General features: G+C 59.0%; 20 protein-coding genes and 2 pseudogenes. 5 read left to right on the top strand and 17 right to left on the bottom strand.

Annotated elements, in window-relative coordinates; genetic code table 11:
* From AC0L2A_RS11540 to AC0L2A_RS11590, 11 genes and pseudogenes are all read right to left on the bottom strand, one after another.
* Positions 1–122 (bottom strand): annotated as a pseudogene (locus AC0L2A_RS11540) (IS630 family transposase); the annotation flags it as partial.
* Positions 123–267: 145 nt separating this feature from the next.
* Positions 268–444, bottom strand: a pseudogene (locus tag AC0L2A_RS11545) (endonuclease/exonuclease/phosphatase family protein); the annotation flags it as partial.
* Between the two features lie 243 nt (positions 445–687).
* On the bottom strand, positions 688–2046 hold the full coding sequence (locus tag AC0L2A_RS11550; protein WP_473608893.1) for a polysaccharide biosynthesis/export family protein: 1359 nt from the start codon (positions 2044–2046) through the stop codon (positions 688–690).
* 64 nt (positions 2047–2110) lie between these two features.
* Positions 2111–2902 carry a LuxR C-terminal-related transcriptional regulator gene (locus AC0L2A_RS11555; RefSeq protein WP_473608894.1) on the bottom strand — a complete coding sequence of 264 codons (792 nt, stop codon included), beginning with the start codon at positions 2900–2902 and terminating at the stop codon, positions 2111–2113.
* A 273-nt stretch (positions 2903–3175) separates the two neighbouring features.
* Entirely contained in the window at positions 3176–4576 is a 1401-nt protein-coding gene (locus AC0L2A_RS11560; protein WP_167366339.1) for a lipopolysaccharide biosynthesis protein, read from the bottom strand.
* Positions 4560–5330, bottom strand: coding sequence for an ATP-binding protein (locus AC0L2A_RS11565; RefSeq protein ID WP_473608896.1), 771 nt, complete (start codon positions 5328–5330; stop codon positions 4560–4562). Before AC0L2A_RS11565 ends, AC0L2A_RS11560 begins: the two co-directional genes overlap by 17 nt.
* Before the next feature lie 13 nt (positions 5331–5343).
* A complete protein-coding gene (locus tag AC0L2A_RS11570) occupies positions 5344–6879 on the bottom strand; it encodes a nucleoside/nucleotide kinase family protein (protein WP_091591055.1) in 1536 nt (511 codons plus the stop codon).
* On the bottom strand, positions 6879–8846 hold the full coding sequence (locus tag AC0L2A_RS11575; protein WP_091591053.1) for a Wzz/FepE/Etk N-terminal domain-containing protein: 1968 nt from the start codon (positions 8844–8846) through the stop codon (positions 6879–6881). Before AC0L2A_RS11575 ends, AC0L2A_RS11570 begins: the two co-directional genes overlap by 1 nt.
* A gap of 12 nt (positions 8847–8858) precedes the next feature.
* Entirely contained in the window at positions 8859–10172 is a 1314-nt protein-coding gene (locus tag AC0L2A_RS11580) for an O-antigen ligase family protein (protein ID WP_091591051.1), read from the bottom strand.
* 3 nt (positions 10173–10175) lie between these two features.
* Entirely contained in the window at positions 10176–11429 is a 1254-nt protein-coding gene (locus tag AC0L2A_RS11585; RefSeq protein ID WP_473608897.1) for a glycosyltransferase family 4 protein, read from the bottom strand.
* Complete coding sequence (locus tag AC0L2A_RS11590) at positions 11417–12346, bottom strand: XrtA system polysaccharide deacetylase (RefSeq protein WP_091591050.1); 930 nt, start codon at positions 12344–12346, stop codon at positions 11417–11419. The genes AC0L2A_RS11585 and AC0L2A_RS11590 overlap by 13 nt, the downstream gene beginning before the upstream one ends.
* 400 nt (positions 12347–12746) lie before the next feature.
* Between AC0L2A_RS11590 and AC0L2A_RS11595 the strand changes: the two genes are divergently transcribed.
* On the top strand, positions 12747–13796 hold the full coding sequence (locus AC0L2A_RS11595) for a FemAB family XrtA/PEP-CTERM system-associated protein (RefSeq protein WP_473608899.1): 1050 nt from the start codon (positions 12747–12749) through the stop codon (positions 13794–13796).
* Positions 13797–13829: 33 nt separating this feature from the next.
* Here the strand turns inward: AC0L2A_RS11595 and AC0L2A_RS11600 are convergent, their stop codons facing one another.
* Entirely contained in the window at positions 13830–15044 is a 1215-nt protein-coding gene (locus AC0L2A_RS11600; protein ID WP_091591047.1) for a hypothetical protein, read from the bottom strand.
* Between the two features lie 437 nt (positions 15045–15481).
* On the opposite strand from AC0L2A_RS11600, the gene AC0L2A_RS11605 reads away from it, so the two are divergent.
* From AC0L2A_RS11605 to AC0L2A_RS11620, 4 genes are read left to right on the top strand one after another with little or no spacing between them, the layout of a single operon-like run.
* The gene (locus tag AC0L2A_RS11605) at positions 15482–16201 is read left to right on the top strand and encodes a sugar phosphate nucleotidyltransferase (protein ID WP_091591756.1); all 720 of its coding nucleotides are present in this window, start codon (positions 15482–15484) and stop codon (positions 16199–16201) included.
* A gap of 52 nt (positions 16202–16253) precedes the next feature.
* The gene (locus AC0L2A_RS11610) at positions 16254–17423 is read left to right on the top strand and encodes a DegT/DnrJ/EryC1/StrS family aminotransferase (RefSeq protein ID WP_091591754.1); all 1170 of its coding nucleotides are present in this window, start codon (positions 16254–16256) and stop codon (positions 17421–17423) included.
* On the top strand, positions 17398–18057 hold the full coding sequence (locus AC0L2A_RS11615) for a sugar transferase (protein WP_091591046.1): 660 nt from the start codon (positions 17398–17400) through the stop codon (positions 18055–18057). The genes AC0L2A_RS11610 and AC0L2A_RS11615 overlap by 26 nt, the downstream gene beginning before the upstream one ends.
* 58 nt (positions 18058–18115) lie before the next feature.
* The gene (locus AC0L2A_RS11620) at positions 18116–19162 is read left to right on the top strand and encodes an SDR family NAD(P)-dependent oxidoreductase (RefSeq protein WP_091591044.1); all 1047 of its coding nucleotides are present in this window, start codon (positions 18116–18118) and stop codon (positions 19160–19162) included.
* A 400-nt stretch (positions 19163–19562) separates the two neighbouring features.
* Here AC0L2A_RS11620 and AC0L2A_RS11625 read toward each other — a convergent pair whose 3' ends face one another.
* From AC0L2A_RS11625 to AC0L2A_RS11645, 5 genes are all read right to left on the bottom strand, one after another.
* A complete protein-coding gene (locus tag AC0L2A_RS11625) occupies positions 19563–20330 on the bottom strand; it encodes an endonuclease/exonuclease/phosphatase family protein (RefSeq protein ID WP_473609008.1) in 768 nt (255 codons plus the stop codon).
* Positions 20331–20515: 185 nt separating this feature from the next.
* The gene (locus tag AC0L2A_RS11630; protein WP_091591043.1) at positions 20516–21976 is read right to left on the bottom strand and encodes a phospholipase D-like domain-containing protein; all 1461 of its coding nucleotides are present in this window, start codon (positions 21974–21976) and stop codon (positions 20516–20518) included.
* 141 nt (positions 21977–22117) lie between these two features.
* Positions 22118–22336, bottom strand: coding sequence for a DUF3072 domain-containing protein (locus AC0L2A_RS11635; RefSeq protein ID WP_091591041.1), 219 nt, complete (start codon positions 22334–22336; stop codon positions 22118–22120).
* Between the two features lie 146 nt (positions 22337–22482).
* The gene (locus AC0L2A_RS11640) at positions 22483–23229 is read right to left on the bottom strand and encodes an ATP-dependent DNA ligase (protein ID WP_473608900.1); all 747 of its coding nucleotides are present in this window, start codon (positions 23227–23229) and stop codon (positions 22483–22485) included.
* A 433-nt stretch (positions 23230–23662) separates the two neighbouring features.
* Positions 23663–24805 carry a helix-turn-helix domain-containing protein gene (locus AC0L2A_RS11645; RefSeq protein WP_091591037.1) on the bottom strand — a complete coding sequence of 381 codons (1143 nt, stop codon included), beginning with the start codon at positions 24803–24805 and terminating at the stop codon, positions 23663–23665.
* Positions 24806–24891 lie beyond the last annotated feature (86 nt).

Here is a 24891-nt window from a genome sequence, read left to right on the forward strand (position 1 = left end):
ATCCAGCGGATCGCGCTCGATATGCCGACCCCAAACCGTGCCGCCGCCTGTCGGGCCGACATGCCGGCATCCGAAGCTTTCAAAACCCGGGACCGCAGATCCCCACTCAGTGCTTTTCCCATCATCCACCTCCATCAAGGTGGATGTTGAATCACCGGAGAAGCTCGTCGTCACATCACAATCGATTCATCGATCACGGGACGTGCTCTAGTCCAGTCTAGAGCTTCCCTTTGAACCGATCTCCATCCATGGGGCTGGGCAGCTACATCACAGGCGAACGAGTCCTATAAGCGGTAGATGATCGGAGGCGACCCCCGAAAGCGGCGTGTCATGGGCTTCGACGGATGAGATCATTCCGTGCCGATTTGCCATGATCCGGTCGAGCGACAGCAGCGGCAGACTCGATGGAAAGGTGGGGACCGCCGGTGGGGCGGGACCGAAAGTCGGCAGCAAGAGGCTGCACCCGATGACCTCACCGCAGCAGGCTTCGTCATGCTGCTTGTTGAAGTCAAGCGCTTGTCGAGCTTTCCGCTTCGCCGGCGTTTGATGTCTTTCGCGGGGTCATGCTTCTCTACGGGATCGGTTCTCGGGGACCTCGCCTTGATGGGAAATCAGAAGAATGAGGCGGAACAATCTATCGGGCGTCCTGATCGTCGCGATACGACCGGTACTGCGGATATTGCGAACTCACTGTACAAGCACGTTGACCGCTTTCGGTGGGCTGATCGAAACTTGCACGACATCGCCGGGATAGAGTTCAGTATCCTCGTCAGCGGAGAAACCGGCCTTTTCGCCCTTTCTGATGATCGTGATCTGAGGTGTCCGTTCGAGGTCCGCAGGCGTTCCAATCCCGTTCAGGACGTGCTGCCGTGCTCGCATCACGCCTTCGATCTTTGCCCAGAGCCCGGCGACCCTGCCCGTTGCCTCTCGAAGATCACGGAGGAGTTGCACCCTTTGCTCGCTGTCGAGCCGCTCCAGCTGAGACTGAAGATCGACCTGAGTCCTCCTGACCTGCGCCAGGCGAGACGTCGTTTCGAGCCGCCGGGAGGATGACAGAAGCAGCGCGCGGCGTGCATCCGTGACCCTCTGGCTGAGGATCTGGCCCTTATCGAACAGGGTTAACGCCCGTTCCAATTCGGCAGCATCGTCAGCCACGCTACGCTCCTCCACTTGCTGTAATTCGGAAAGCACGCGAATTTCCCCGTTGCATTCTTTCAGGGCTCGGGCGCGGGCGTCCTTCCGGCCTTGCTGGTCCGTTTCAATAGCTACGACGAGATCGGATTCCTGAGCGAGTATCTCCTTCGCATCATTCCGCGTTATGGGGCCGCCTGCCAGTATTGAAAAATCAAAGGGCGTACCATCGCGTAACAACTTGCGCGTCCCCCAAGCTTGCGCTTTAGCGCGCACAAACTCGGCCCATAGCGAGTTGAACTCGGCTTCCAGTCTCGTGGCTTCAACGAAGGGGTCAGCCGTGTTGCCGCGCACGGGAGAATAGCCGCCGGCAGCGATCACAGCTTGGCGAACAATCAAGGAGGGGCGATAGACATATTCGCCCGGCTTCATCACCTCGCCGTTGACGTAGACCGGCCGAAACTCGACCACGTCGGCGGTGACTTCGTCAACGCCGATGATGATGTCGACCTGCCCCCCGTCCGGCGTTTTCCGCTGGAAGATTTTTCCCGCCAGCGCAATCTGAATCCGATCGTGAAGCTCGGATGTCGACAATCGAACAACTTTCAGACTGCCCACCAGAGGAAATGAGATAGTTCCGTCCATTCGCACGACAACACGGCGCTGCAGTTCGGGCACGCCCGTCACAAAGATTTCGACCACGTCCCCAACATCAACCCGGTAGTCGGCCTGCGACGGCGTGCAGACGAAAACTAGGGCAGCGACCAGAAAGGCCTTCAACCACCATCTTCGCAAACCAAACGTGTTCATTGTTGCGGCCATTGCATCCGCCGACGAATTCGCTCGGCACACCACTTGCCTAGAGGAGGAGAACTCGTCTTGCCCATTGTCGACGCGCTGATGGTCTTTTGCCAACTGGCTTGGTGCTCCGAGATGTCACTCCCGATGTGCCGTGGCCCGACCTCAAAGGGTTTGCTCATCATTGGACTGAAATCAGATACGACTGGTGATTGAGCGCCCAGATCGCTGCCTGCGTGCGGTTGTGCACCTTCGTCTTCCTTAACAGCACCTTTATGTGGCATTTTACGGTGCCCTCGCTAACCGCGATTTTGCGCGCGATGTGTTTATTCGAGTCACCCTGGACAAGGCATTGAAGGATGAAACGCTGGCGAGGCGATAGCATTGGAAGAAAATCAGGCGATAAAGGCGGTTCATCCTCCTGTATGCAACTTACGCCATTTGTATAGTTTACATTCTCAACGCCTGTTGCAATGGCAATTCTGTCACCTTCGTGATCACCGATTTCGATGATACTAACGGATCGCGGATCAAGCCGGGGCGACCCTGCAACCTCGTCGTCATTTTCGTCAGCGATTGGCTCGCCTTCCAGTTTAAGCGCCCAGAGCACGGGCTGGACCACCGATTCTCCAAGCATCACCAACTCGAGAGCCTTGAGAAGGGTATCGCAGGTAGAGACGTGCGCAAAGCAAGCATTTACACCTGCTCTAAGCGCCGTCACTACATCAGTCCGCCGCATGTGCTCGCCGAAGATCGCAATTCGCGCGGTCGAATTCGCGAGTCTCAAAGCCTCTATCTGTTGAAGCTTCACTTGGAACTCTGAACCGACGTCAACCAGAAACAAAATGCCATTCGTCGACGTAAGCGTCTCACAATTCAGTTTATCCAAATCTGGAATGGCCACTATCGGAGAAAATTTAGCCCTTTTTAGAACACTAACCAAGCCTTCGAGAAATAAGACGTTAGAGGACACAGCAATTGCCTGGGCAGGGCTTGACATGACTGCCAACAATAAAATTAACAGCGAGTAGTGTCAATGCTCGCTGCGTACTCCCTTTGGATGAACCGTGCCACACAGGGGGAGAGCGAAGAGCTTGTGACCGAACCCATCGTCCGCAAAATCCGTCTGCCAGGGTCAGTTCAACTTACGTCGCGCACGCGCAGATTTGTCTGGAACGGACCCGATGCTCAGCATCAGCACGATATCGCGCACGGCCTCAGCTTCCAGCACGCCGTAGCATCTCTCTCAACTCTTCGGTACGAATTTGCGAATGCACAGTATGCCCGGCAGCAGGTTCAGGCGCCGCCATATCCAATAACCCATCGCAGCGTTCCACGCGAGCAGTATTCCTGCTGTGCCTACCGCCGCTCCCAATAGACCAAAACAATAGACCAAAACAATACTAGTAATCATATTCATCCCTGCAGCGCAAACCAATAGGGCGGCGGCGCTCGGCTCGTGCCCCGTCATAGTCATCAGGTACAACTGCGAACCTGCCCCCATGGCAATCACTTGGGCGATGAGCAGAACGCGCAGAGGCAAAACGCCGTCGCCGTATTCCGGCCCGAAAGAGGTCATGAGCGGAGTTGCGAGCGCAAACATTATGGCGGCGATGCAGCCCCCCCCGCAGAGCGTCCACGTCGCAGTACGTGCCACCAACGCTTGCATTGTTTGAAGGTCACCGACCGAATGGAGGCCGGAAACGGTCGGCGCAAAAAGCGCATTTGCAGCAATTCTTGGCAAGGTCACGATCAAAGCGATGTTGAACGCCAAACTATAGACACCGGCGGCCGTAGTGTCGCCCAACCATCCCAATATGATTACCCCGGTCCTGTTCAAAAGCACCTCTGCCACGCCGGCGATCATCAGTGGCAGTGTGGCACTGCGCCAGGCCGCAACATCGTACTCCGGCTCGATGTCATCGCGGGGCAAGAGGCGGTAGTTCCTCCCTGCATAATAAGCCAGCAAGAGGCCAACTAGGGCCCCGCTCAGAGCTGCCGCCAGCGCCCCGGCAGCCGTGATGTTGTAACCCAGAATCATGGTCCCGATCGCAACGAGGACGATCAGGCTGCCCTCCCGGACAATCCGATCAGGCACAAGCGACGCCACGACCGCGCCCTCGGCACGCAGGACCGCGCACTGCACCCGCAGCAAGGCAACAACGGGCACCGCGGCCAAGCCGATAAAGAATGCAAGGACCAGATTGTCAGCAGGCGCCCAATACAGCACGATGACCACAGCGCCAATCACAAGCACCGTCCCTACCACGGCGACGCGCCGGCGAGCATAGCCGATAACGCCCTGGAGCAGAGACCAAGCTCGCCTGGCCCGGTAGACCGGCACGAATCTTAACAGCGCCACATCGAACCCCAATGTCGACGCATAGATCAACACCATAGCCCACGCTGACACGTAGGCGAAAATTCCGTAGTCGCTGGCCCCAATAGTTCGGGCAACAAAAAGCTGCGACAAGTAGGTCACTGCATATCCGGTGCCATAAACAAAAAAAGCGATCAGACCGCCCCGTTTGACCCGGTTGAAAGCAGCAGACGCAGAGAGCAGGTGCGCATCGGGTTCTTTGCCATCGACAAGAGGCTCATCGTACTCAAGGACGGCGAGTATCGTTTCCCTATTTGGCTTCGTCATGCTGGGCGCCCCGTAACTGTCTGCGTCTATATTGACGCACAACCTCGCGCTCCATTTGGTCAAGACTCCTTTCAGTCGATTGATGATCCACCAGCGAAGCACATAGCACGACATGGCCCCGCTCAAGCAGGAGTCGATGGAGTTGACCGGTGGCGCCAATGAAATCCAGATTGGCTCCGCCCTCGAAATAGCGCTCGATGACGTGGAGGCTCGACAGCCGCTCCATGGAGCGCGCCTCCAGCAGGGCTGGCGATGCGTTCACAAGCACCAATAGATGCGCGGGCGGGATGATTTCGAGTGCGGTGATGAGCGTTGCCTCGTCGGCACTCCGGGATCGAAGCATGAGCGAACAGAGTTCCTGGACGAAGCCCTGATCGAATACAGTGATCCTATGCCGACGCGAGGCCACGTCCCACGCGCGCGCCATTCGACAGATGTATTGCGCCTCCCTAACCCGCGTAAACACGCCCCGCGGAGGAAGTATCCGGAGCAAATGGCTCGCGATGGCGATTTCCCCGGAATCCTTGCTCGGACGGCTCAATATTTTGAAGGCCTCGGCAAAGAAACGCCGCATTCGGTTGATCGGAGCCAGGTGCCGTGTGAGTCCGCCAGTTTTTCCGAGCGGGATCAGTTCAGTCGGTCTGAGGCTGTTCCAAAGGTCGGCGTCATAGCCGGACTTATCCAGTCTAGCAGTAAGCATGCGGGCCAGTGTCGTCTTGCCTGCGCAGGGCGGGCCGAAGAATTCGACGATCATCGCACCTGTCTTTCTAGAGGCACTGCCAGATTGCCCTTTTCACACTACGAATTACCTCGTCCAATGGCCGATCGACATCAATACACACCACCTCCGCATTGCCGAAGGCAAGGCCGGCCAGGGCGTCTAGCCGCCGACTTATCACTGTGATGTCCATTGCAGGCTCTCGCGCGGCCAAGGTTTCGGATGGCGCCATCAGCTTTAGAACGAGGTCGGGAGGAAGCCGGTGGGCGAGCTGATAGACTCCAAGTTCGCGGTGGCGAAGCCACTCGGGAACCGCGGGCACGCGCTCCAGCAATGGACCGTCGTTGAAATTCTTCGACTCATTTTGCGGATAGCGATCGGCGAGAACGACGAGTCCCCGATTGGCCGCACGCCAAGTAGCAGTCAGCTTGACGCGCTTGTCGGCGGCCACTGCGATCGCCCAGACCGCGAGTAGAATGCTGTAGGCGAGGCTCGGAGGACCGGCTGACGCTTTGCCATGAGAGGCAACTCTGGGCTTGCGGCCCAGCATCCACGTCGCGAGCGGCATCAGCCACTTGAGCGGCCTTAGGTAAAGAGAGGGCCGACCATCACCGGTGCCGAAGTAGATGGGCAGAACGTCTACCTTGATGCCGAGCCAGTCCTTCAGAGCGGCAATAAGCGTAGACTTGCCGCTGCCATCGACTCCCACAAATGCCACCACGATTCCACCGCCGGCCGGACGTCGATGCCACGGCCTGGGAGCGTGCACAATGGCTTTATTCAACCGCCCGGCGACCCAGACGATCGACCGCCCGACGCTGCGCAAGCGCGCCTCGGGTCCATTGTATGAACTGCCGCCAGTCGAGAGATGGCGTCGGATAGCCCGAGCCAGCGGCGCGCGCCAAGCCGCCGATTGGTCACTAAATAGGCTATCGACGACCATGTCTGCAACATCGTCCGACAGAAATCCTGCTGCCAGCCGACGCAGATCGCCGCATTCGACCCGAGACGCCAACTCCAGGCGCGCGTCATCAAACTCCTTTCTCTTTGCTGCGCCTCGGCGGATGGAAACAGGATCCCATCCGCCGAGTTCGAGACAATTGCGGGTCAGGAGAAGCAAGGCCTCACAGGCAGAGTCGACTTGTCTGACCGGCAGGTAGGCGTGCGGCGCAGCCCGCGAGAGGACTGTGTCCTCCCACGGCAAGTGCCAGTTCTTGGCAAGAGGTCCTCCGACCACCAGACGGAGATGCAGGTGGATATGCAGGAGTCTGCCGCTTGGCTCGTCGTAGCAGAGATACGTGAAGACCGCAGGCGCCTCGCGGTCACCAACTGACGGGAAGAACTTAAAATCTCTCGACAACAGTATCGCTTGAGCCCTGTTCTGGTCGGTGCGGGCAACCAGGATGTCGATATCACCATCGCCACAAAGGGCGCTCTCGAGCTTGGTCGCGCTCTTCCAGTAGCAATACGAAATCTTCTGCCGCCCGAACTCAGCCAAAGCCTCCACAACGCCGGCTGCCATTTGAATCTTGGCTCGAACCGACATCGGTCTGGCGAGGCAATCCGCCTTGGATAACTGGGTCATCAGCCGTTCGTGCCTTCCGAGATCGGCGGCTCTGGCACCGCATCCTGGCTTGCTCCGCGGTCGATCTGCTGCAAGCGGCGGAGGCGGCCGGTGTAGACACCGTTGAACTTGAATATAATCTCGCCGGTGTCGCCAAGCGCAAAGCGGGCGTGCTGCTTCAGTTGCACTTGGGTCAAGACGGCGCGGATCGGACCCGGGGCGAGATCATCCGGTGCCTGGGAACGGTGCAGGAAGCTCAGGGCGTGTTCCGCTACCTCCTGCCTCGTCGATGCCCAGCGCACGACGAAGAGCACCGAGTCTGCGATCGCCGGAAGCAGCCGTGCCTCCGAAGCGCCAAGCACCGGAGGTCCGCTCAGGATAATAACGTCGTAGGACTTGCGCAATATCTTGATAAGACTTGGCAGCCCACCCGGCTCGAAGAATAGCAGCGGGTCGATCCCTAACTGCGAGAGACCGAGATAATCGGCATCGATCTCCGGTAAGCGCTTGATCAATTCTCCCATCTGTCTTGCCGAGGGCGCCTGCCGGACGCACAGCAGGTCTCGAGCGCGGGAAGAGTGTTTCGCCGGAACGATGTCCAGATCGATCAACAACACCCGGCGATCCAGCGTGGCGAAGTATGCCGACAGTCCTTTCGCCAGTACCGACTTGCCCTCACCGGGCATGCTCGACGTAATCAGCGCAACGAGCCCGCCACGGCCCGTGTGATGGACCTGAAGTGCCGCTGCAATGTTGCGCATGGACTCGGTATAAAGGGAACTCGGCTGACGGAGGATAGCGGCCTTGGGTGACTTGATCGTCCTGCGTCTGACACGCGGAACCAGCCCAAGACATGAAAGTCCCAATTTACACTCAATCTCTTTCTCGCTACGCAGCCCCCTGTCGGCCCCCTCGAGCATCAATGCAAGCCAGGACGCAGCAATGACGGAGAGAAATGCGGTCGGGATGATAAAGAGCAGCGGATTGTGCGAACTCGGCCGCGTCGGGACGGAGGCGCTCGAACGGACGCTAATCCCCGGCCCGATCGCCATCTGTGCTTCCCGTAGCTTGGTCGATCGCCGCAGAAGATCATTATAATATTCTGCTGCATCCTGGCTGTCTTGGCGTAGCTCGCGGATATCCTGATCCATTTCGGTCAACTTGGCGGCGTCGGAGGGCGATAAACTGACTCGTTGCCGCATGGCGGATTGTAATGCCAATTGTGCCTTGGTCAGTTGATCCCCCGCAGAGGCCACCTGCCGACCGAGATCGAAGTGTTGCTTTGCGGCGTCGGCCTTCACTTGCTGAAAGAGGCCGGTGACGTAGAGGTCTGCGATCCGATTGGCGTAAGCGGCCGCCCTCGAGGGATCGGTCGAGGTGAACGACACCGAGATTAGGCGCGAGCGCCGTTCCTGAAGGACTTTTGTCTTGCTGAAGAGTTCCTCTGCGAGGCGATCGGCTTCGCTTCGGTTCGACAACCGAGGGATCCATATGGCAAGCCGCTCCAGCATCTGGTCGACCATCGAGCGAACGGCCGGAAAAGCAGGGGAATCATACCACCTTTTAGTGGCTCCTTTGGCGGCAGACAGACCAGGCTCGGGCTTTGGCGCAGCCTCCACAGGTAACAGGCTTGCAGCCACTCGGCTGGAATGGGCCTGGGAACTGATCAGCGCGAGATGTGTGTCGATAATCTCATCCAGAATGCCGGGAGGGGGCGGCACGCCTTCGCTGCTCGGCGGCCGGTGGACCGTGAGTTGGACCACGGCCGTGTACTGCGGAGGAACCAGCAGCGCGACAAACATCGCCAGCATCGTTCCCACGATCGCTATGGCGACAATAAGCCGGCGTCGACGGAGAAGGATCCGAATGAGGTGCAGGAACGGAGGAGGTGCCATCGGGCCCTGGAACGAAACTTGTCCCGTGTCCTGCACCACATTCTTGCCCCCGCGTGCGTCGGCCAACCGCAAGACTTTGTTCATTGCTGCCATGGCTTCCGGTCCTCAGTTCGGTGCGCCGCGGAGGTTTCCGCGCCTGACGAGTTGCTCGCCCACGTCAGCCGTCGCCACAATGCAAAAGACGAGGGCAAACCAGAGCACGGGCTGACGCAGAATGAAGTGGAACAGACCATATGCGCCAATGCCGCAGATCATCGCGATGATCGTGTCCTGCCTCGCGTTCCAAGCGGCCGAAATTGCCCCGGCGACAAACCAGATACATCCGACGAGGGCCAGGAGCCCACCTTGAAGGAAAAGGTCGAGCACGATGTTATGCGCTTCGAAATTGGGGGCGAGCTTCGCCTCCGGGTGCACGACCTCCTTCGGTCCGCCGTTTGGAAGGCGGCGCTCCTGAACAATCACGTCGGGAATTTCCAGGTGGGGGCCAGGACCAAGGCCCATCATCATGGCCCCGAGCCCTCGCTGAAGGGCGTCATGCCAGACAACCAAGCGCAAGCCCGCAGCCTCCTCCGCGGCCGCGCCCCCCCTTGTGGCTTCCACTGCGATCACCTGCGCATGCTTAGCCAGGGAGGCACCAAACGGAACTGCTGCCACGAGAACCAACGGCAAGATAAGTGCCAAGCTCCACGCAGCAGCAGAACGAAAACGGAGTGGATACTGCTCGGCCAGCATCCAGGTCCTGAATTTCAGGGCGACGTAGCAAAGTCCGGCGACGATGACGGCCAAGAGAAAGGCGTTGCTCTCTGTCAGTCCGCCGACCACGACGGCGACAACGAGACACAAGATCGCGCCTACTTTCGGCAGGAGCCGCACCGCCGTGTCCGCCAGATGAAGCGACAGGAGGCCGACAATCGCAGACGAAAATGCAAGCTGGTTGGAGTTCTGAGTCAGGCCACGCAGCCTATCCCACTCCCAGAGCTCAAAGCCGGCAATGCCGGGGTTGAGCCAACCCAAAGCCGCCTGAATGGCAAGCAGTGCGGTGCCTAGGGAGACAAACTGCCAGGCCAGGCGCTGCATCCCTCCGTCCCTCTGGAGACGGACAACACTGAAGCAGCTCACCAGACCGACCAGCATGTAGGCGCCAATGTCGTGGTTGAACCACTTCGGATCGTGCAGGTCGCCAAGGGCGTAGCCCATCATCGCTCCCAGACAGAGCGACACGGCGATAATCGACCAGAACGTCAACAATCGAACGAAAGCCGGTGTCAACGGCGGACCAAGGCGAGCCACCTCTCGCGTCATCATGATCATGAGCCAGAGGAACAAGAGCAGATCGCCAGGGCCGATAGGACCGTTCCACCTCAATTGGGTCATTGCCGACAGGAGAAGCCCGGATGTGAGCAAGAGATCAAGCAGCATATGTCAACCTGACGAAAACGATGTTGGATCCAGCCTGGTATTCCCGCCCGATCTCGGCCCAGGTGTCTGATGGGCAAGGCGCTCCCAACTTTCCGGCCGTCCGCGGGTTCGGGCAAGCACCTCCTGGTAAACCGCCGCATACCGATCGGCAGTGATGTCTAGGTTGAATTCCTTGCGCACATGGGCCGAAGCGCGAGCGCCGTATTGCAGCGCCGTATCGCGGTCTCGAAGTAACTGCAGGATTGCCTCGGCGAGTGTTCGGGGCGATCTGACGGGAATAACAAGCCCGCTCCAGCGATCGCGGACTACGTCGGTGCAACCCGGCATGTCGGTCGTGATCACCGGCCGCCCCGCCGCACATGCCTCCATCAGGGAACGCGGGACCCCTTCTCGCAACTCCGTGGCGAGTGCGAAAACATCGGCAATCTGCAGCAGCGCCGGTACGTCTGATCGTTCTCCAATTGCCCTGACGTACGGAGCGTGACGATCGATCTCGTCCTGCCTGATCGCCAGCGCACCTTCCCTTTCGCGCGGCCCAACCAGCAGAAAGCGAACCTCAGGCGCCTGACGATGAACGAGAGCCGCCGCCTCAAGCAGCGTCGGCACGCCCTTTTCCCGGGTTAGGCGGGTGACGGTCATCACGACCGGCGCATCTCCCAAAGAGAGTTCGTGGCGCAATTCGGCGGGAGATGGTCCCCTCCCCGCCAGACGGTCGAACCGATCGACGTCGATTCCTGATCCTGGAATAACCCGGTGATCGGCCTTGCCTATCAACCGCCGGTACGCGAAAAACGCCTGATCGGCGCAATTCTGGAACACGATGGCATCCGTTAGGCGATCCGCTCTGCTCTGAACAAGCTCGAATACAGGCCGGAGGCCTACAGCTAGCGGGGAGCGTGACGAGTATAGCCAGCCCAGACCATTGATCGTGCTGACGACCGGCACCTTGCCCGCCCAGTACGCAGCAAACGGCACAAGAATATCCGGCTTGGTATCGAAGCACTGGATGAGAGTCGGTCGTATCTCTCCGATCAACCGCGAGAGCGACCGCAGCGACGCCCAATCGGCGCGCGGAGCAATGAAGCGGTTCATGTTGAAGAGGTAGAAGTCGTAACCAGCCTCAGCGAACGCCTCAGCACCTCCGGTGCCCGCCGCCGAAACTCGCATCCCCCTATCCCGGAGGGCCTGGAAAAAGGGGATTCGCAAAAAATGGTCATCGCCGCCGATGCAGAGGAGGTGGGGCTTCAATCCGCACATCTCGGCCTCCCTGAGGCCGCGACCGGTCGCGGTGGCCGAGCCGTAAGTCCGAGATCGATCTGCGGTCGCGCCATCGTGGCGAGGTCGTCAATGGCTTCCGTGATAGGGCACCAAGGAAACGCTCCCAATAGCGCGGCTAAACGCGCTTCGCATCGGGTTAGGTTGACCCGCTGCCTCAGGGCCCGAAGACCCTTGAGCCCTGGGACTTGCGGCGGATCCGGATCTATCTCCCAAGGGTGGATGTAGAAAACATAGGGCACGCCGGAGCGGAGAATCCGACGCACGCCCCCCAGCCACAGTCCGTATGGAAAGAGCCGGAAATATCCCCCGCCGCCCCACGGCACAGCAAAACGCGCCGTGTGCAGGCAGGAGATACAAACCTCGAAAAACCCGTCATGAACTTCGACGAGACCCGATCCGACATTGATCCCTTCCAGGCGGCCGTAACGGTCATGTGTTGTGGTCGGGAAGAACGAAGAATCGTAAGTGAATCCCAATTCTCGCAGGATCGGCAGTGCCCAATTGGTAATCGAGAAGCAGGGCGCGCGATAGCCTTCGATCGGCCGACCGACAATATCCTCCAGCACGTCTTTCGACCGCCGAACATCGGAGCGAAACTGATCAGGAGTGAGAGAATAGACCGGGTCGTGGCCGTAACCGTGCGACGCCACTTCGTGACCGGCATTGGCGATCCGACGGACTAGGCCCGAATAGTGCTCGGCCACCCAGCCCAGAATGAAAAACGTACCTCGAACGCCACTCCGGTCGAGTACTTCAAGAATCCTCAGCGTGTTTTGTTCCACATGACCTTCATAATCACGCCAGTGCTCCTTTGAAACCAGGTTCCCATAGTTATAGCTGTGAAACCAGTCCTCGACATCGATGGTCAGAAGACACCTCGGCGGCTTTTCATCCATCGTATTTATCTCGCAAACCTAGTCATTTTGGGCACACCGACAATCTGACCTTTTCACCGCACGGATCGACCATTACTCGTTGATTTCTGTCGACTGCGAGCCTGCCTTGAGGCACTACCATGTCAGGTTACCACACGAGCAACAGCCGCTATCGCCTCTGACGGGGTATATCCCTAAAGTGCGAGGTGCTGCGTCGACTCCGCCGAACCGGATCAACGTTGCGGCTTGCCCTCGCAGTCGGGCCACCATTGCACCCAACCATTACCGTAGATTTGTAGCCGGTCGGGAGCACGGAAGAGAAAGCGGTCCCACTATGTCCCATCTTGGATAGAAGACTGACATCCAGGATCGATATAGACTTGCGGATTGCAGCACGGGCTTTATCGGGAGAATGTTCCCAGTGGCATCCGTTGAGATTGTGGACACAGCGCGCGCTGGGCTCGACCATGAGTGGGATGCCTATGTCAACGCGTCGCCGAACCGGTCGTGTTATCATTTCACGCTTTGGCGGGACATCCTGCAGCGGAGCTTCGGACATCGGCCCTACTATCTCATGGCTCGAAGCGGGGGCGCCACCTGTGGCGTTCTGCCGCTTTTCGAGATGAAGAGCCGGCTATTCGGACACTCCTTCGTGTCGCTTCCCTTTGTGAACTACGGCGGCATCCTGGCAGACGGTCTTGAAATCGAGGAAGCCCTCGCGAAGGCTGCCATCGGCTTGGCCCAAGGCCGGGGCGCTGGACACATCGAACTTCGGCAGACCTTCGCAACCAGTCAGAGCGTCGGAGCATCGTGGCAGGTCCGCCAGCACAAGGCGGCGTTGATCGTGTCGATCGAAGCCGATCCCCAAATTCACTGGTCCGGACTGAGTTCTCGCCTAAGGGGAAAAGTGCGCAAGGCGCAGAGAGCGGGTGCCGAATTCTCGCGCGCCGGACACGAGGCACTCGATGACTTCTATCGTGTATTCAGCAAAAATATGCGCGATCTCGGCACACCGGTGCATAGTCCAGTCTTCTTTAGAAGTATACTGGAAAGCACCGCGGATTCGCAGATCCTGCTCGTTCGGCTGGGAGGCAAGCCGGTGGCTGCAGCCCTGGCCATGCGCACCGGTGATGTGATCGAGTTGCCATGGGTCTGTTCCGACTACGACGCGGCGTTCAATCACGTGAATGAGTATCTCTACTGGAAGGCAATAGAATTGGCCTGCGAATCCGGGGCATCCGATCTGGATTTGGGGCGCTCGACAATTGGGGCCGGCACTTACACGTTCAAGATTCAATGGAAGCCCCAAGTGAAGCCCTTGTTCTGGTGTTACTGGCTCGCTGCGGGCAAGGCGTTTCCGGAGCTTGCGCCGAGCAATCCCAAGTATGCATTCGCCATAACGTGCTGGAAGAAATTGCCTATCTCCATCGCGAATGGGCTGGGGCCGCACATCGTGCGCAATATTCCGTGAAGATTAACCGGGGCGGCAACAGTGCTCGACCTCTCAAGGCCAGGTGATCGTAGCGACGTAGGCCGCGACCGGGCTGCCTGGGCGCCCCCAGTTGCTCGACCAGATCACCTGCGAACCGTCGGGTGATGGGGAGGCATGGCTTTCGCTGTAATAATCGGATCGGCTGTTGTACGTATGCACGATGCGCCGGACCTTTCCGCTTCCATCCGTCCTTAAGGCCACGATCTCCTGATAAAACGGGGCCCAGCCTGGGTTGTCCGCTACTTGCGCGAGGCTGCCCTCGTAACTGAGGAATACCCATCCGGGACGCGCCACATTGCGAACCGACGCATGGGTTGCATAGCCGGGCGGCGTCAAATCAGTGACCTTGCCATCGTCGAGGCGCCTCTTGATAACGTGCCATTTGTCCGGGTTCGCCTTGCTGATGCCGATGTATACATCGCGGCCGTCTTCATCGACGATCATGTCGCCGTGCCCGGGCCGGTGGTGCTCCTCCCAGACCTGGACCTCTCGGCCGCCTTCCGTGAAGACGTGTACCGTTTCAGTGCCGGTCGGAAGGGTCTGGAAACAGACAACGAAGCGGCCGGAGGCTGAAATGCCGCAATAGCCATTCTTGCCCGGTAGAGATCCAAGGAAAAGGTCAGGGAATTTGGAGCGCTTCTCGATGTCGTATGGGAAGGCGACAAGTTCGCCGGAGGCGTTGCGGGCGCGCAGAACTAGGCGCCGTCCATCGTTGGACAGGTTGCCTTTGTAGGGGCCGAATTGCAGGTCGGTGTAATTGGTCGGCCGGTATACGACGCTATGCACATCGTCCCTCGGTGACCACAGGGTCACCCGGTCAGCGTACACGCAAATCATGACTGCCGCGTTGGTCGGGTGCCATTTGCAATCTTCATCCATCGGTCGGTGGAACAGGGGCTGGTATGTGCGACCGTCGAGGAAACACATCCCCGAACACCCATTCGCAATCAGCAGAAAGCTCTGGTCTGCATTCCAAGCGTGGGTGCTGGAGTAGCGATGCCTGCAATACTCTTTCGAGCAGGCCATGCCCTCGCCCATGTCATAGCCAGGGTCCGTTACACGCGTAAAAGCAGTCCCGAATACAGGATCCGTCACAGTCTGGAGGTAACCCGGTTGCGCCATAGACGGCATCGGGACCACGGCCGCTTGCAAATCAAACACGGAGTGTTCAGCGAACCATCGCGCCTCGATTGGACGAACGGCGTCGCCGGCCAGCAGGAGAAGCATGGTCAAGCATAGGCGACCGGACGAATACATCGACCCGGGGCCTAGTCCAGGGCCCTTGCGACCTGCGGGTGACCGAGCGAGGTTACTCATGCCACTCAACTTTATCCAACCGCGACGCCATAGTGAAGCCGCTCACGAAGAACCGGATCAATCGCGAATGTGGGGTAGCTCGTTCGAGCTCGGCATGGGCATGCAGCGGTTCGGCATGGTCATGCAGCGGTTCGGCATGGTCATGCAGCGGTTGTGACCATCCGCCGAGTCTTACCTTTCGGGATAGGCCACGAAGTCTCCTTCGGGATAGCGCGCAACGGCTTCTAGCACTCTCTCCCATTGGAGTCCCTGCCCTTCTGCGCCCTGTACACCTACACAAAATCTATTTACTTATGTTCGCTCGCTCGGTGGAGAATGCAGTTGAATTGAGTTTTTGGGAGGATCAAATGAAAGTCGTTATCCAGTGTGGAGGCCAAGGAACGAGATTACGCCCCTATACCACCGTGCTTCCAAAGCCACTCATGCCGGTTAACTCCAAGCCCGTTCTTGAACTTCTTCTACGATGGCTGCGGCGTAACGACTTCTGTGATGTCTTCATCACAACTGGCTACCTGGCACATCTCATCAGTAGTTTCTGTGGCGACGGCCACCAGTGGGGTATGCGGATCAGTTATACGAGCGAAAGAGAACCCCTCGGCACGATCGGGCCGCTTACGCTGCTGCGCGAGAAACTGGACTCGACCTTCATAGTCATCAACGGTGATGTCCTGACCGACTTGAGCCTTGGCGCCTTTGTAGCGGCCCATCGCAAGAATGGTGGACTGGTCACCATCGCCGCCGCGTCGCGGAAGACCAAACTTGACTTCGGGGTGATCGAGCAGACAGACAACCGCGTTTACGGTTTCAAGGAGAAACCCCTCCTGGTCAACATGATGAGCATGGGCGTCTACTGCATGGAACCCAGTGTCCTGGACTACATCCCGGAAGGCGTGCCATTCGGATTCGACAATCTGATTCATAGCCTCTTGGGACGCGGACTACCAGCTTTCACCTTCCCGCATGACGGCCTTTGGCTCGACATCGGGCGGATCGAAGACTTCCAGGCAGCTCAGGAACTCGCCTGGGATGACGAACTGCCGGCTTTCCAAGTCGTTGCGGCCGCCTGAACCAGCCCGCGCGTGCTCAGCGCCGGCGATCTTGATGGATCGAGGGTCAATGATGCTGCTCGTATCGGAACCCGTCCTTGGTGCTGAGGAAAAGACAGCACTGTCCGAGGTGATCGACAGCGGCTGGATCACCATGGGGCCGCGTGTGCGCGCCTTTGAGGAGGCGTTCGCCGCGGCCCACGGCCTGCCCGACTGCGTGGCCGTGAATTCCTGTACTGCGGCGCTGCATCTGATCCTGATGGCAGCGGGCATCGGGGCGGGCGACGAGGTATTGGTGCCATCACTCACCTTCACGGCGACGGCAAACAGCGTGCTGTATGTAGGGGCCACTCCGGTATTCGTCGACATAGAGTCCCTGGAAGTCCCAGTGATCTGTGCCGCGCGCGCCGAAGAGCTGTGCACGCCGAGAACTAGAGCGGCCATCCTGGTTCACTACGCCGGTGCTCTCGTCGACCGCGCCGCTTGGCGCGAACTCGCCGAACGCCGGGGTTTGCTGCTCGTCGAGGATTCTGCTCACGCTGTGGGCGTGGAAGGTCCGGGATCCGTTGGCGACGCCGTAGCGTTCAGCTTTTACGGCAACAAGAACATGACCACGGCTGAAGGGGGAGTCGTGGCCGTGCGAGACCCTGTCTTGCTCGAGCGCGTCCGCTTGATGCGCGGCCACGGAATGACAAGCAGCACTTTCGCGCGCCTGAACAGCCGTACACCGCACTACGACGTGGTGCTGCTTGGCTTTAACTATCGCATGGACGAACTTCGAGCGGCTATCGGTCTCGTGCAACTCGGCCGGCTCCCGGCTTGGAATGCGACGCGGCGCGGACTGAGCCGGCACTACCGCGAGAGGCTCGCCCACTCATGCCCCGACGTGCTTGTACCATTTTCTGGCGAGCGGGCTTGTGCCCACCATATCATGCCGGCGGTTCTGCCGCGAAATGTCGATCGCGATGCCGTAATCGACCAACTCCGGAACGCCGGGATACAGACCACCATCCACTATCCGCCGGTGCACCGTCTCAGCCTATACCAAGAGCGGTGCGCCAGCGGTTTGCTTCCGATAACCGATGCGTTCGCCAGTCGCGAGCTCACCCTGCCGCTGCATCCCAAAATGACGACGGCCGATGTCGAGTATGTCGTCGAAATGCTCGCGGCCGCCATCGGGAATCAAACGGAAATGCGGAAGGGCACTGAGGCGCACAATGAGTTCAACCCAGAGCCGGTCTAACAATGAGAGACTGGCACGCCTATTCGATATCGGCTTTGCCGCACTCGGCCTGATTGTACTCAGCCCAGTGATCGCGATCGCCAGTATCGCCATTCTGGTCGAGACAGGCCGCCCGATTCTGTTCTCGCAATCTCGGCTCGGCCGAAATGGCCGGCCGTTCGCCATGCTCAAGCTCCGGAAGTTCCGCCCCGACGCAAGCGACTGCCATCTGCCACTTACGATGATGGCTGACGAGCGAATGTCGCGCTTCGGGCGTGTGCTCGCGATCACCAAGCTCGACGAGCTTCCGCAGTTAATCAACATCCTGCGGGGTGAAATGGCAGTGGTCGGGCCCCGGCCCGAAAGCCTCGAACTCGCCTATTGCTTCACGAACTCGAGTCTCCCTTTGCTCGCCTACAAGCCAGGGATCTTCGGTCCCAGTCAGTGGGTTTTCCGCAACGAAAGTGCTCTTTTCCCTCTGAATGTAGATCCGGTCGAATTCTACCGGCAAATTCTGTTTCCGCTGAAGGCGCGGATCGATCTTTCTTATTATGCCGAGCGAACGCTTACGACCGACATGAAGTGGGTTGTCCTGTGCAGCCTCGCCGTTGCGGGTTTGCGGATCGATACGAAACTTGCGGCAACACATCTATAGCGATTGGACAATGTTTTGCCTTCACTTCCGCTAACGCATGGGCCTTTAGAGAAACGAGATGGAACACGTTCTGGGCAGTCCGCAGCAGTCTAACGGATCCGGCTACAGCGGAACGAAGGTTTTGGTGACCGGAGCCGACGGCTTCATCGGTTCGCACCTCACCGAGCACCTTGTTGCACTGCGCGCCGACGTGACGGCGCTGGCGCAGTACAACTCTTTCGACGCTCATGGCTGGCTCGATGAACTTCCTATTGAGGTGACATCGAAGCTAAAGATCGTCCGCGGCGACGTGCGGGACGCCGCCTTTGTGAGCCGGCTGCTAGCGGAGCAGGATATCGTTTTCCATCTTGCCGCACTTATCTCAATTCCGCATTCCTACATAGCTGCGCAATCCTACGTGGACACGAACATCATTGGGTCGCTTAATGTCCTGGAGGCAGCCCGTGAGCACCAGGTCAGACGCGTGGTGCAGACGTCGACGAGCGAGGTGTACGGCACAGCCATGTCGGTACCCATCAGCGAGGCCCATCCCCTGCAGGGGCAGTCTCCGTATTCTGCCTCCAAGATCGGGGCGGATATGATGGCGGAAGCATACGCCAGGAGCTTCGATGTGCCCGTCGTCGTACTACGGCCCTTCAACACGTTCGGGCCGCGCCAGAGTGAGCGTGCGGTGATCCCGACCATCGTCCGTCAGGTTCTGGATCCAGATGTCAGCACTGTGCGGCTAGGCGATACTTCGACGAGCCGCGATTTCACTTACGTCGCGGATACTGTCGCGGCGTTCCTCGCCATCGGCGCATCACCTGCAATCGAGTTTGGACGTCCTTACAACGCAGGTAGCGGCAAGGCCATCACGATTGGCGAGTTGATCGAGCTTGTCATGACGCTCGCTGATCGCCGCAAACCCATTGAACAGGATGCTGGACGCCTGCGCCCTGCCAATTCCGAAGTTCGCGCTCTGCTGGCGGACAGTGCACGATTCATAAACGCCACCGGTTGGCGCCCCCACGTGGATTTGAGTGAAGGACTCGTTAGCACGATCGCTTACTGGCGCGAACGTTTTGCTGAAAAATCAGTTCGACGAGAGAATACCCATATCGCTTAGCACACAGGGGCCGGACGCGAGTCGCCAGGCGTTTCAATTTTCATCTGGCGAGCGGTGGTCATATTGTTCTGGATGAACGTGGCATCGAGCGTTCGAACCTAGAGCGCGGAATTCGCCGTCTTAAGGATGAAAATTTGTTAGCTTTTCCCCCGCTCCGTCCCATCCTCGTCCGATACAATCGACTGCATCATCGAGTATCAGCCCGAGAACCATATCGAGCGGTTGCGCGGTCAGGCGGTCATTGATCCCAGCGCAGCCGCTTTAGCCTTGACGCTTCCCTTTGATTCCGATGAGATAACCGACAACAACGTAACTCAGACCCGCTGGGCCGCCCCGCTCCGCCAGTCCGGCTAGAACTTCCCTTTGAACCGATCTCCATTCATGGGGCTGGGCAGCACCATCACAGGCGAACGAATCCTATAAGCGGTAGATGATCGGAGGCGACCCGCGAAAGCGGCGTGTCATGGGCTTCGACGGATGAGATCATTCCGTGTCGATTTGCCATGATCCGGTCGAGCGACAGCAGCGGCAGACTCGATGGAAAGGTGGGGACCGCCGGTGGCGCGGGACCGAAAGTCGTGTGCAGCGTATTCAGCGCGGAACGGTTTCCGAGTCGCCATTCGTTCAAATCGCCGAGCAGCAGTGTTGGCTTTTCGTCCGGTCTGTTCATGATTTCGAGCACGACACGGGCCTGTTCGGAGCGCGATCGGCGCAGCAAGCCGAGATGGGCTGCGATAATGCGCAGAGTTCGTTTCTCGTCCAGATCGATTTCGGCAACCAGGGCTCCGCGCGGCTCCAGCCCCGGGAGCTTTATCTGATGGACATTGCGAACGATGCCCCGTTTGAAAAGCAGAACGTTGCCGTGCCAGCCGTGTCCTTTGCCGTTTCCGGACACCGGCACCGGCACCAGGCCTGTTTCCAATTCGAGACGCAGCAGATCCAGAAGGCCGGCACGATCTCCAAAGCGATTGTCCGCTTCCTGCAACGCAATGACATCCGGGCCGATTTCCCGGATGACGCGACCGATTCGTTCGGGATCGAACTTTCTGTCGACGCCCACGCATTTGTGAACGTTGTAAGATGCGACCAGAGTCCCCGCGGGGCGTGCCCCTTCGGACGGCGCAGCCTTCGCCTTCTGCTTTTTTCTGTCGCGAATGGATTTGAGCACACTTGCAGGAAAGCTATGTCCAGTTCTTGCATGAGTCTGCTGCTCGTCCTCACCACCTTCAAGACTTAGCTTTGTCTCACTCAAACAGGATGTGCAATCGCTGCTTCCTGCCCTGACGAGATGCGGCGCTCGAAAGGAGCGATGGCTGCGTCGCCCGAATTGCCGGGGGCAGAACGAGAAAGCCTCTAAAGGTAGGGCGATCCCAGCCACAACACTCGGTCGAACAGGCGGACGATGAATGGCCGGGCTCTCAAGGTTTCGATCGTTACAGACGTGGCGGAGGCGATTGCCGATCCGATCCGCGCTTCAATCTCCGCGGCAAAGCCTGCATCAAGAACCTCTACATCAATCTCAAAATTCAGCCGCAGGGACCGGGCGTCAAGATTGGAGGATCCTATAAAAGCCCAAACTCCATCGACCGACAGCAGCTTCGAATGATCGAACGAGCCCTGCGTGCGCCATACGCGGCAATAGTGCTTCAGGACCTGATCGAATTGCGCCGTCATCGCCCGGTCAATAAGGAAAAGATTGTTCGTCGCCGGTACCACGATGTCGATCTCGACGCCTCGCCTGGCTGCGGTCGTCAGCGCGCTGATCAGTTCCCGATCCGGCAGGAAATAGGGCGACATGATGCGGATCGATTTGCGGGCGACGGAAAATGCCCCGATCAGCAAGTTGTGGTTCGTTTCGATGCTGGCATCCGGCCCGGATGCAACCGCCCGCGCCAGCATTGGTTGACCGGGAGCCGCGGGAAGCGCGGCCACTTGCCAGGTGTCGCCTTTCAGGAGCTCGCCGCTCACGAAGCGCCAATCTTCGGCGGCAACCGAAAAAAGGTCGGCAACGACCGGCCCGGTGACCTGAAAATGCGTGTCCCTCGCGCTGGAGGAGCCGGCGAACTCGGCTGAGAATCCCTTTCGGATGTTCATCCCTCCGGTGAACGCAATCGTGCCGTCGACGACCAGGATCTTCCGGTGCGTTCTGAGGTTGGCGTAGGGAAGACGCAGGCCCATGACAATGTTGCCGTTGAAGAGGTCTGCTGTGATTCCTGCCTCTCGCAGGCGCCCAAGAATGCTGGGGACGGAGTAACGCGCGCCGACGGCATCGATCAGCACGCGAACGCTGACACCGCGCTGGACGGCTCCGGCGAGAGATTCCACGAAAAGCCGCCCGACATCGTCATTGTCGAAGATGTAGGTCTCGAGCAGGATAGCGCGTTGAGCGCCATCAATCGCTCGGCACATTGCGGCATAGGCCTCGTCACCTGTCTCCAATATCGCAATCGCGTTTCCCGAGGTCAGGGCACGCCGGGCCACCCTGTCGCCCAATGTCTTCAGGCCGGTGAAGCGTTGGCCGTACCGCTCGGCAATCAATTCCTCGGCGGCAAAGTTGCGCTCATGTTTTGCGGAAGCCGCCTCGCTGGAAGGGGGCCGCATGGCGCTGATCGTTGCACGACGAATGCGGTTTATGCCGGCAACGGCGTAGATGATCGCGCCGAGGAATGGCGACAGGAACATCACGCCGACCCAACCTGTGGCGGCGCGGACGTCTTCCTTCGTCATTATGGCGTGGACGATGCCGATGGCCGCCATCACCACCGAAATGATCGCGAGGACCTGGGGCCAATGAGTCATCAAGGTCTGCAACATCGCCAGGACTATCCAGCGAGCGGTTGCAGAACGCAATGCAACTCATCCCCGGGGTCAGACCACGGTAACAAACTGGACAGAGCCGCTGTCGGGTTCGATGGAACGGCCCCGTCGCCGGAGGCCAACAGCCACGAGCGGGCACTACAGGCCTAACTTCTCCCGGAGTGCATCGATGCGTTTAGAGGCTTCCGCCTTGCTGAGGCCGTCAGCATAGGCGTCAGGGTCGTCGGCCTGTTCGGCCAAAGTTTTCAAATAGGAGGCTTGTGCGGGGGTCATGGGATCATCTCCGCTGATCCAATCTTCCGGGTCCTTTTCGACATTTGCCGGTGCCTCGATTTTTGGGTTGTGCCGGTCACCCATGATCAATCTCCCTTGATGATCACCACAATGAGAATGATCATGATTTGTTCCGCCAGATTGGTATGCGCGTCGCGTCCGCCCGCGTAGGCCTCAAATCGGTGAGGACGCCCGTGAGCAGCGATCAGGGCATTGGAGCCGTGCCTGGCTCATAAACGACCCCCAACTCGGGAGTCGGCTTCTTCAAATTTTTTGGCCTTCAGCCATGTGCTCGACAGTCCGCTCCTGTAGCGGCTGTCGGCGCGCTTCGAGATGATTCCATAGAGCCCGATCTTCTCGACGGTGCGGACGAGCGCCAGCGCGCTGCCCTCGAAGTGCTCACTGTATTGGATCTTCCCGAGGCCAGGCTCAACCAGTTGCCATAGCGCCTGCTTGCGCTGCAGCAGCGGCAAGGAGTCTAGATCGCGGCCGTCGAGATGGAGGATATCGAACGCGACGAACACCAGCCGGCTTGGCTCGTTCCAGATCGCGGCTTCCAGCGCAGGGCAATCGGAAGCGCCCTGCTCGCCGGGAACAATGACTTCGCCGTCGAGAATGGCAGTCCGGCATGGCAGATCGACGGCTAATGCAATGGGCCAGTATTTCGGGGTCCAGTCACGGCCGTTCTTGCTGTAAAGACGCAGGCCGGCATTATCGATGATGATCTGGGTTCGATAGCCGTCGAGATTGGCCTCGTGGACCCAGCCCTCATCTTCAGGCGGCCGCTCGACCCGAGTCGGGATTTGCGGCGGAAGAAACTCCAGCCGGCCGCCATTGACCTTGGCACGCTTACTCAATGACGCCACCTTTGACCGCGCAGCGGCGGCTAATCGGCACAGGCAGCACGACATCACCCCAACATGATGCCTGCCACCTGTGCCGAGCCCCCGCCAAGCCGCCGAGCCCCCGCCAAGCATTGCAAGCATCTACGCACGAGGCCGATCTGTCGTTAGCTTTGCATCCTAATACTTATCCTGGCGTACATATCTTGCTCGGCGAGGCGCTCTTGCACCGTTCCCGACCGGCTAATTGCTGTCCGAGATCGTCGCCAGCCTACGCAGCCCTTTGCTGGTGAGATAATCCGGGATAGAGCGGTTCGTCATTTCAAGGAACCGCAGAACCGCTATATCTCTTTGTTTCTTGACTTGGCAAACATACGACTCGCGGTCTCAACAAGTGTCTTATGCTGCGTAGTTGCAATGTATGCTCCGCTGTGATGCGCGGCGACATCGATGAACAGTCGGTTGATAAATCGGGGATCGGCTATAACGAAAATATTCTGGTCCATGAGGCGGCGGATCCCCGCCCTGTTTTAAGCTCGCCCCACTTCAACCATTCCCGATCCTGTACTCAGCTTCCGAGCGCTTTGAGCCAATGTTCAAAGGAAGAGGCCTCCTCGTGTCCGGCATGCGAAACAGAGTGGGCGGGGCGCGGTAACACCACGGAGCTTCGGACTTCGCGGGGGCTGTAGCCGAATTCCTTGCTAAAAGCTCGGCTGAAATTAGCCGCTGAACTAAACCCGACGGCTTCGGCAATATTAACAATGCGCCGGCTGTCCGCCGGATCGCTAAGCGCAACATGGGCTGCCAGAAGTCGGCGGCTTTGTATGTAGTGGAGAACACCACCGCTCGGTTCGAACAACTGATAAAGACGAGAGCGCGAGACGCCGAGCGCCCGGCACATTGAATCCGGCGTCAGATGAGCCGCATCCAGATTGTTGTGGACGTATCGACGGGCTCGCTCCATCAGCGCGACACTCACCAATTGTTCGGTGGCCGCGGCATGTTCCGCCGGGGGCGAGAGGCAGGCAATGATCATGCTGCGTGTTGCGTGCACGATGCGAGGCAGATCGTCAGCCGTGAGACTGCCCAGTCTTGCTTCGATGTTCTTGAGGTAGTCGAGCAAAAGGTTGGCAAAGTTGCCGGACAGAATTGAATTATTCTTTGCGTCCAGGGTTGCCGCCGCATCGGCGAACAAATCACGCGGCAAATAGAGAAAGAGACTTTGGGATTCCGTTGCCCTCCCCCGAAACGGGTAGCCAAGCGATCTAATCTCCAATTTGCCCGGCTGGTTTTCCGCTACGCGGCGATCGACCTCCGTCCACGACCGGCCAGTATGCGGCAAAGCGATATACCAGTGATCGATCGAGCTGGACCGAAGCTTCGCAGCAGAACGCATATAACTATGTGCCGGTGCGCGCTGTTGAACGATCAGCATGCCACCGAGGTTCCAAGCCGTGTGGTCGGCGGGAAAGCCATCGTCGAGCGATTTGTCATCCGGCAACTTGATCTCGACAAGCGGAGCCATATGCGCCTGCCAGGCGACGAATTGATCCTCTGGCGCCAGTTCGAGCGTCGAAAAGGGCAAAGGTTCGAGCGCCGGCGCAAGTGACGGGGCAGCCTCATTGTCAGGTTGAGCTTCGCGCGGCCAACGACGTCGATCGCGCTCAAGCGCCTGCCTCGCAAGCGCCTTGTCCTGCCTCTTAGCGTCCATCGCGTGGTGCCGTATCCGATTCCGCTATGCCCATCGCCACCGCAATCATGTGGTGTATCACAGGCATCTGGCAATAGCAGCGGAAC

The organism is Mesorhizobium sp. WSM4844 (assembly GCF_055811775.1).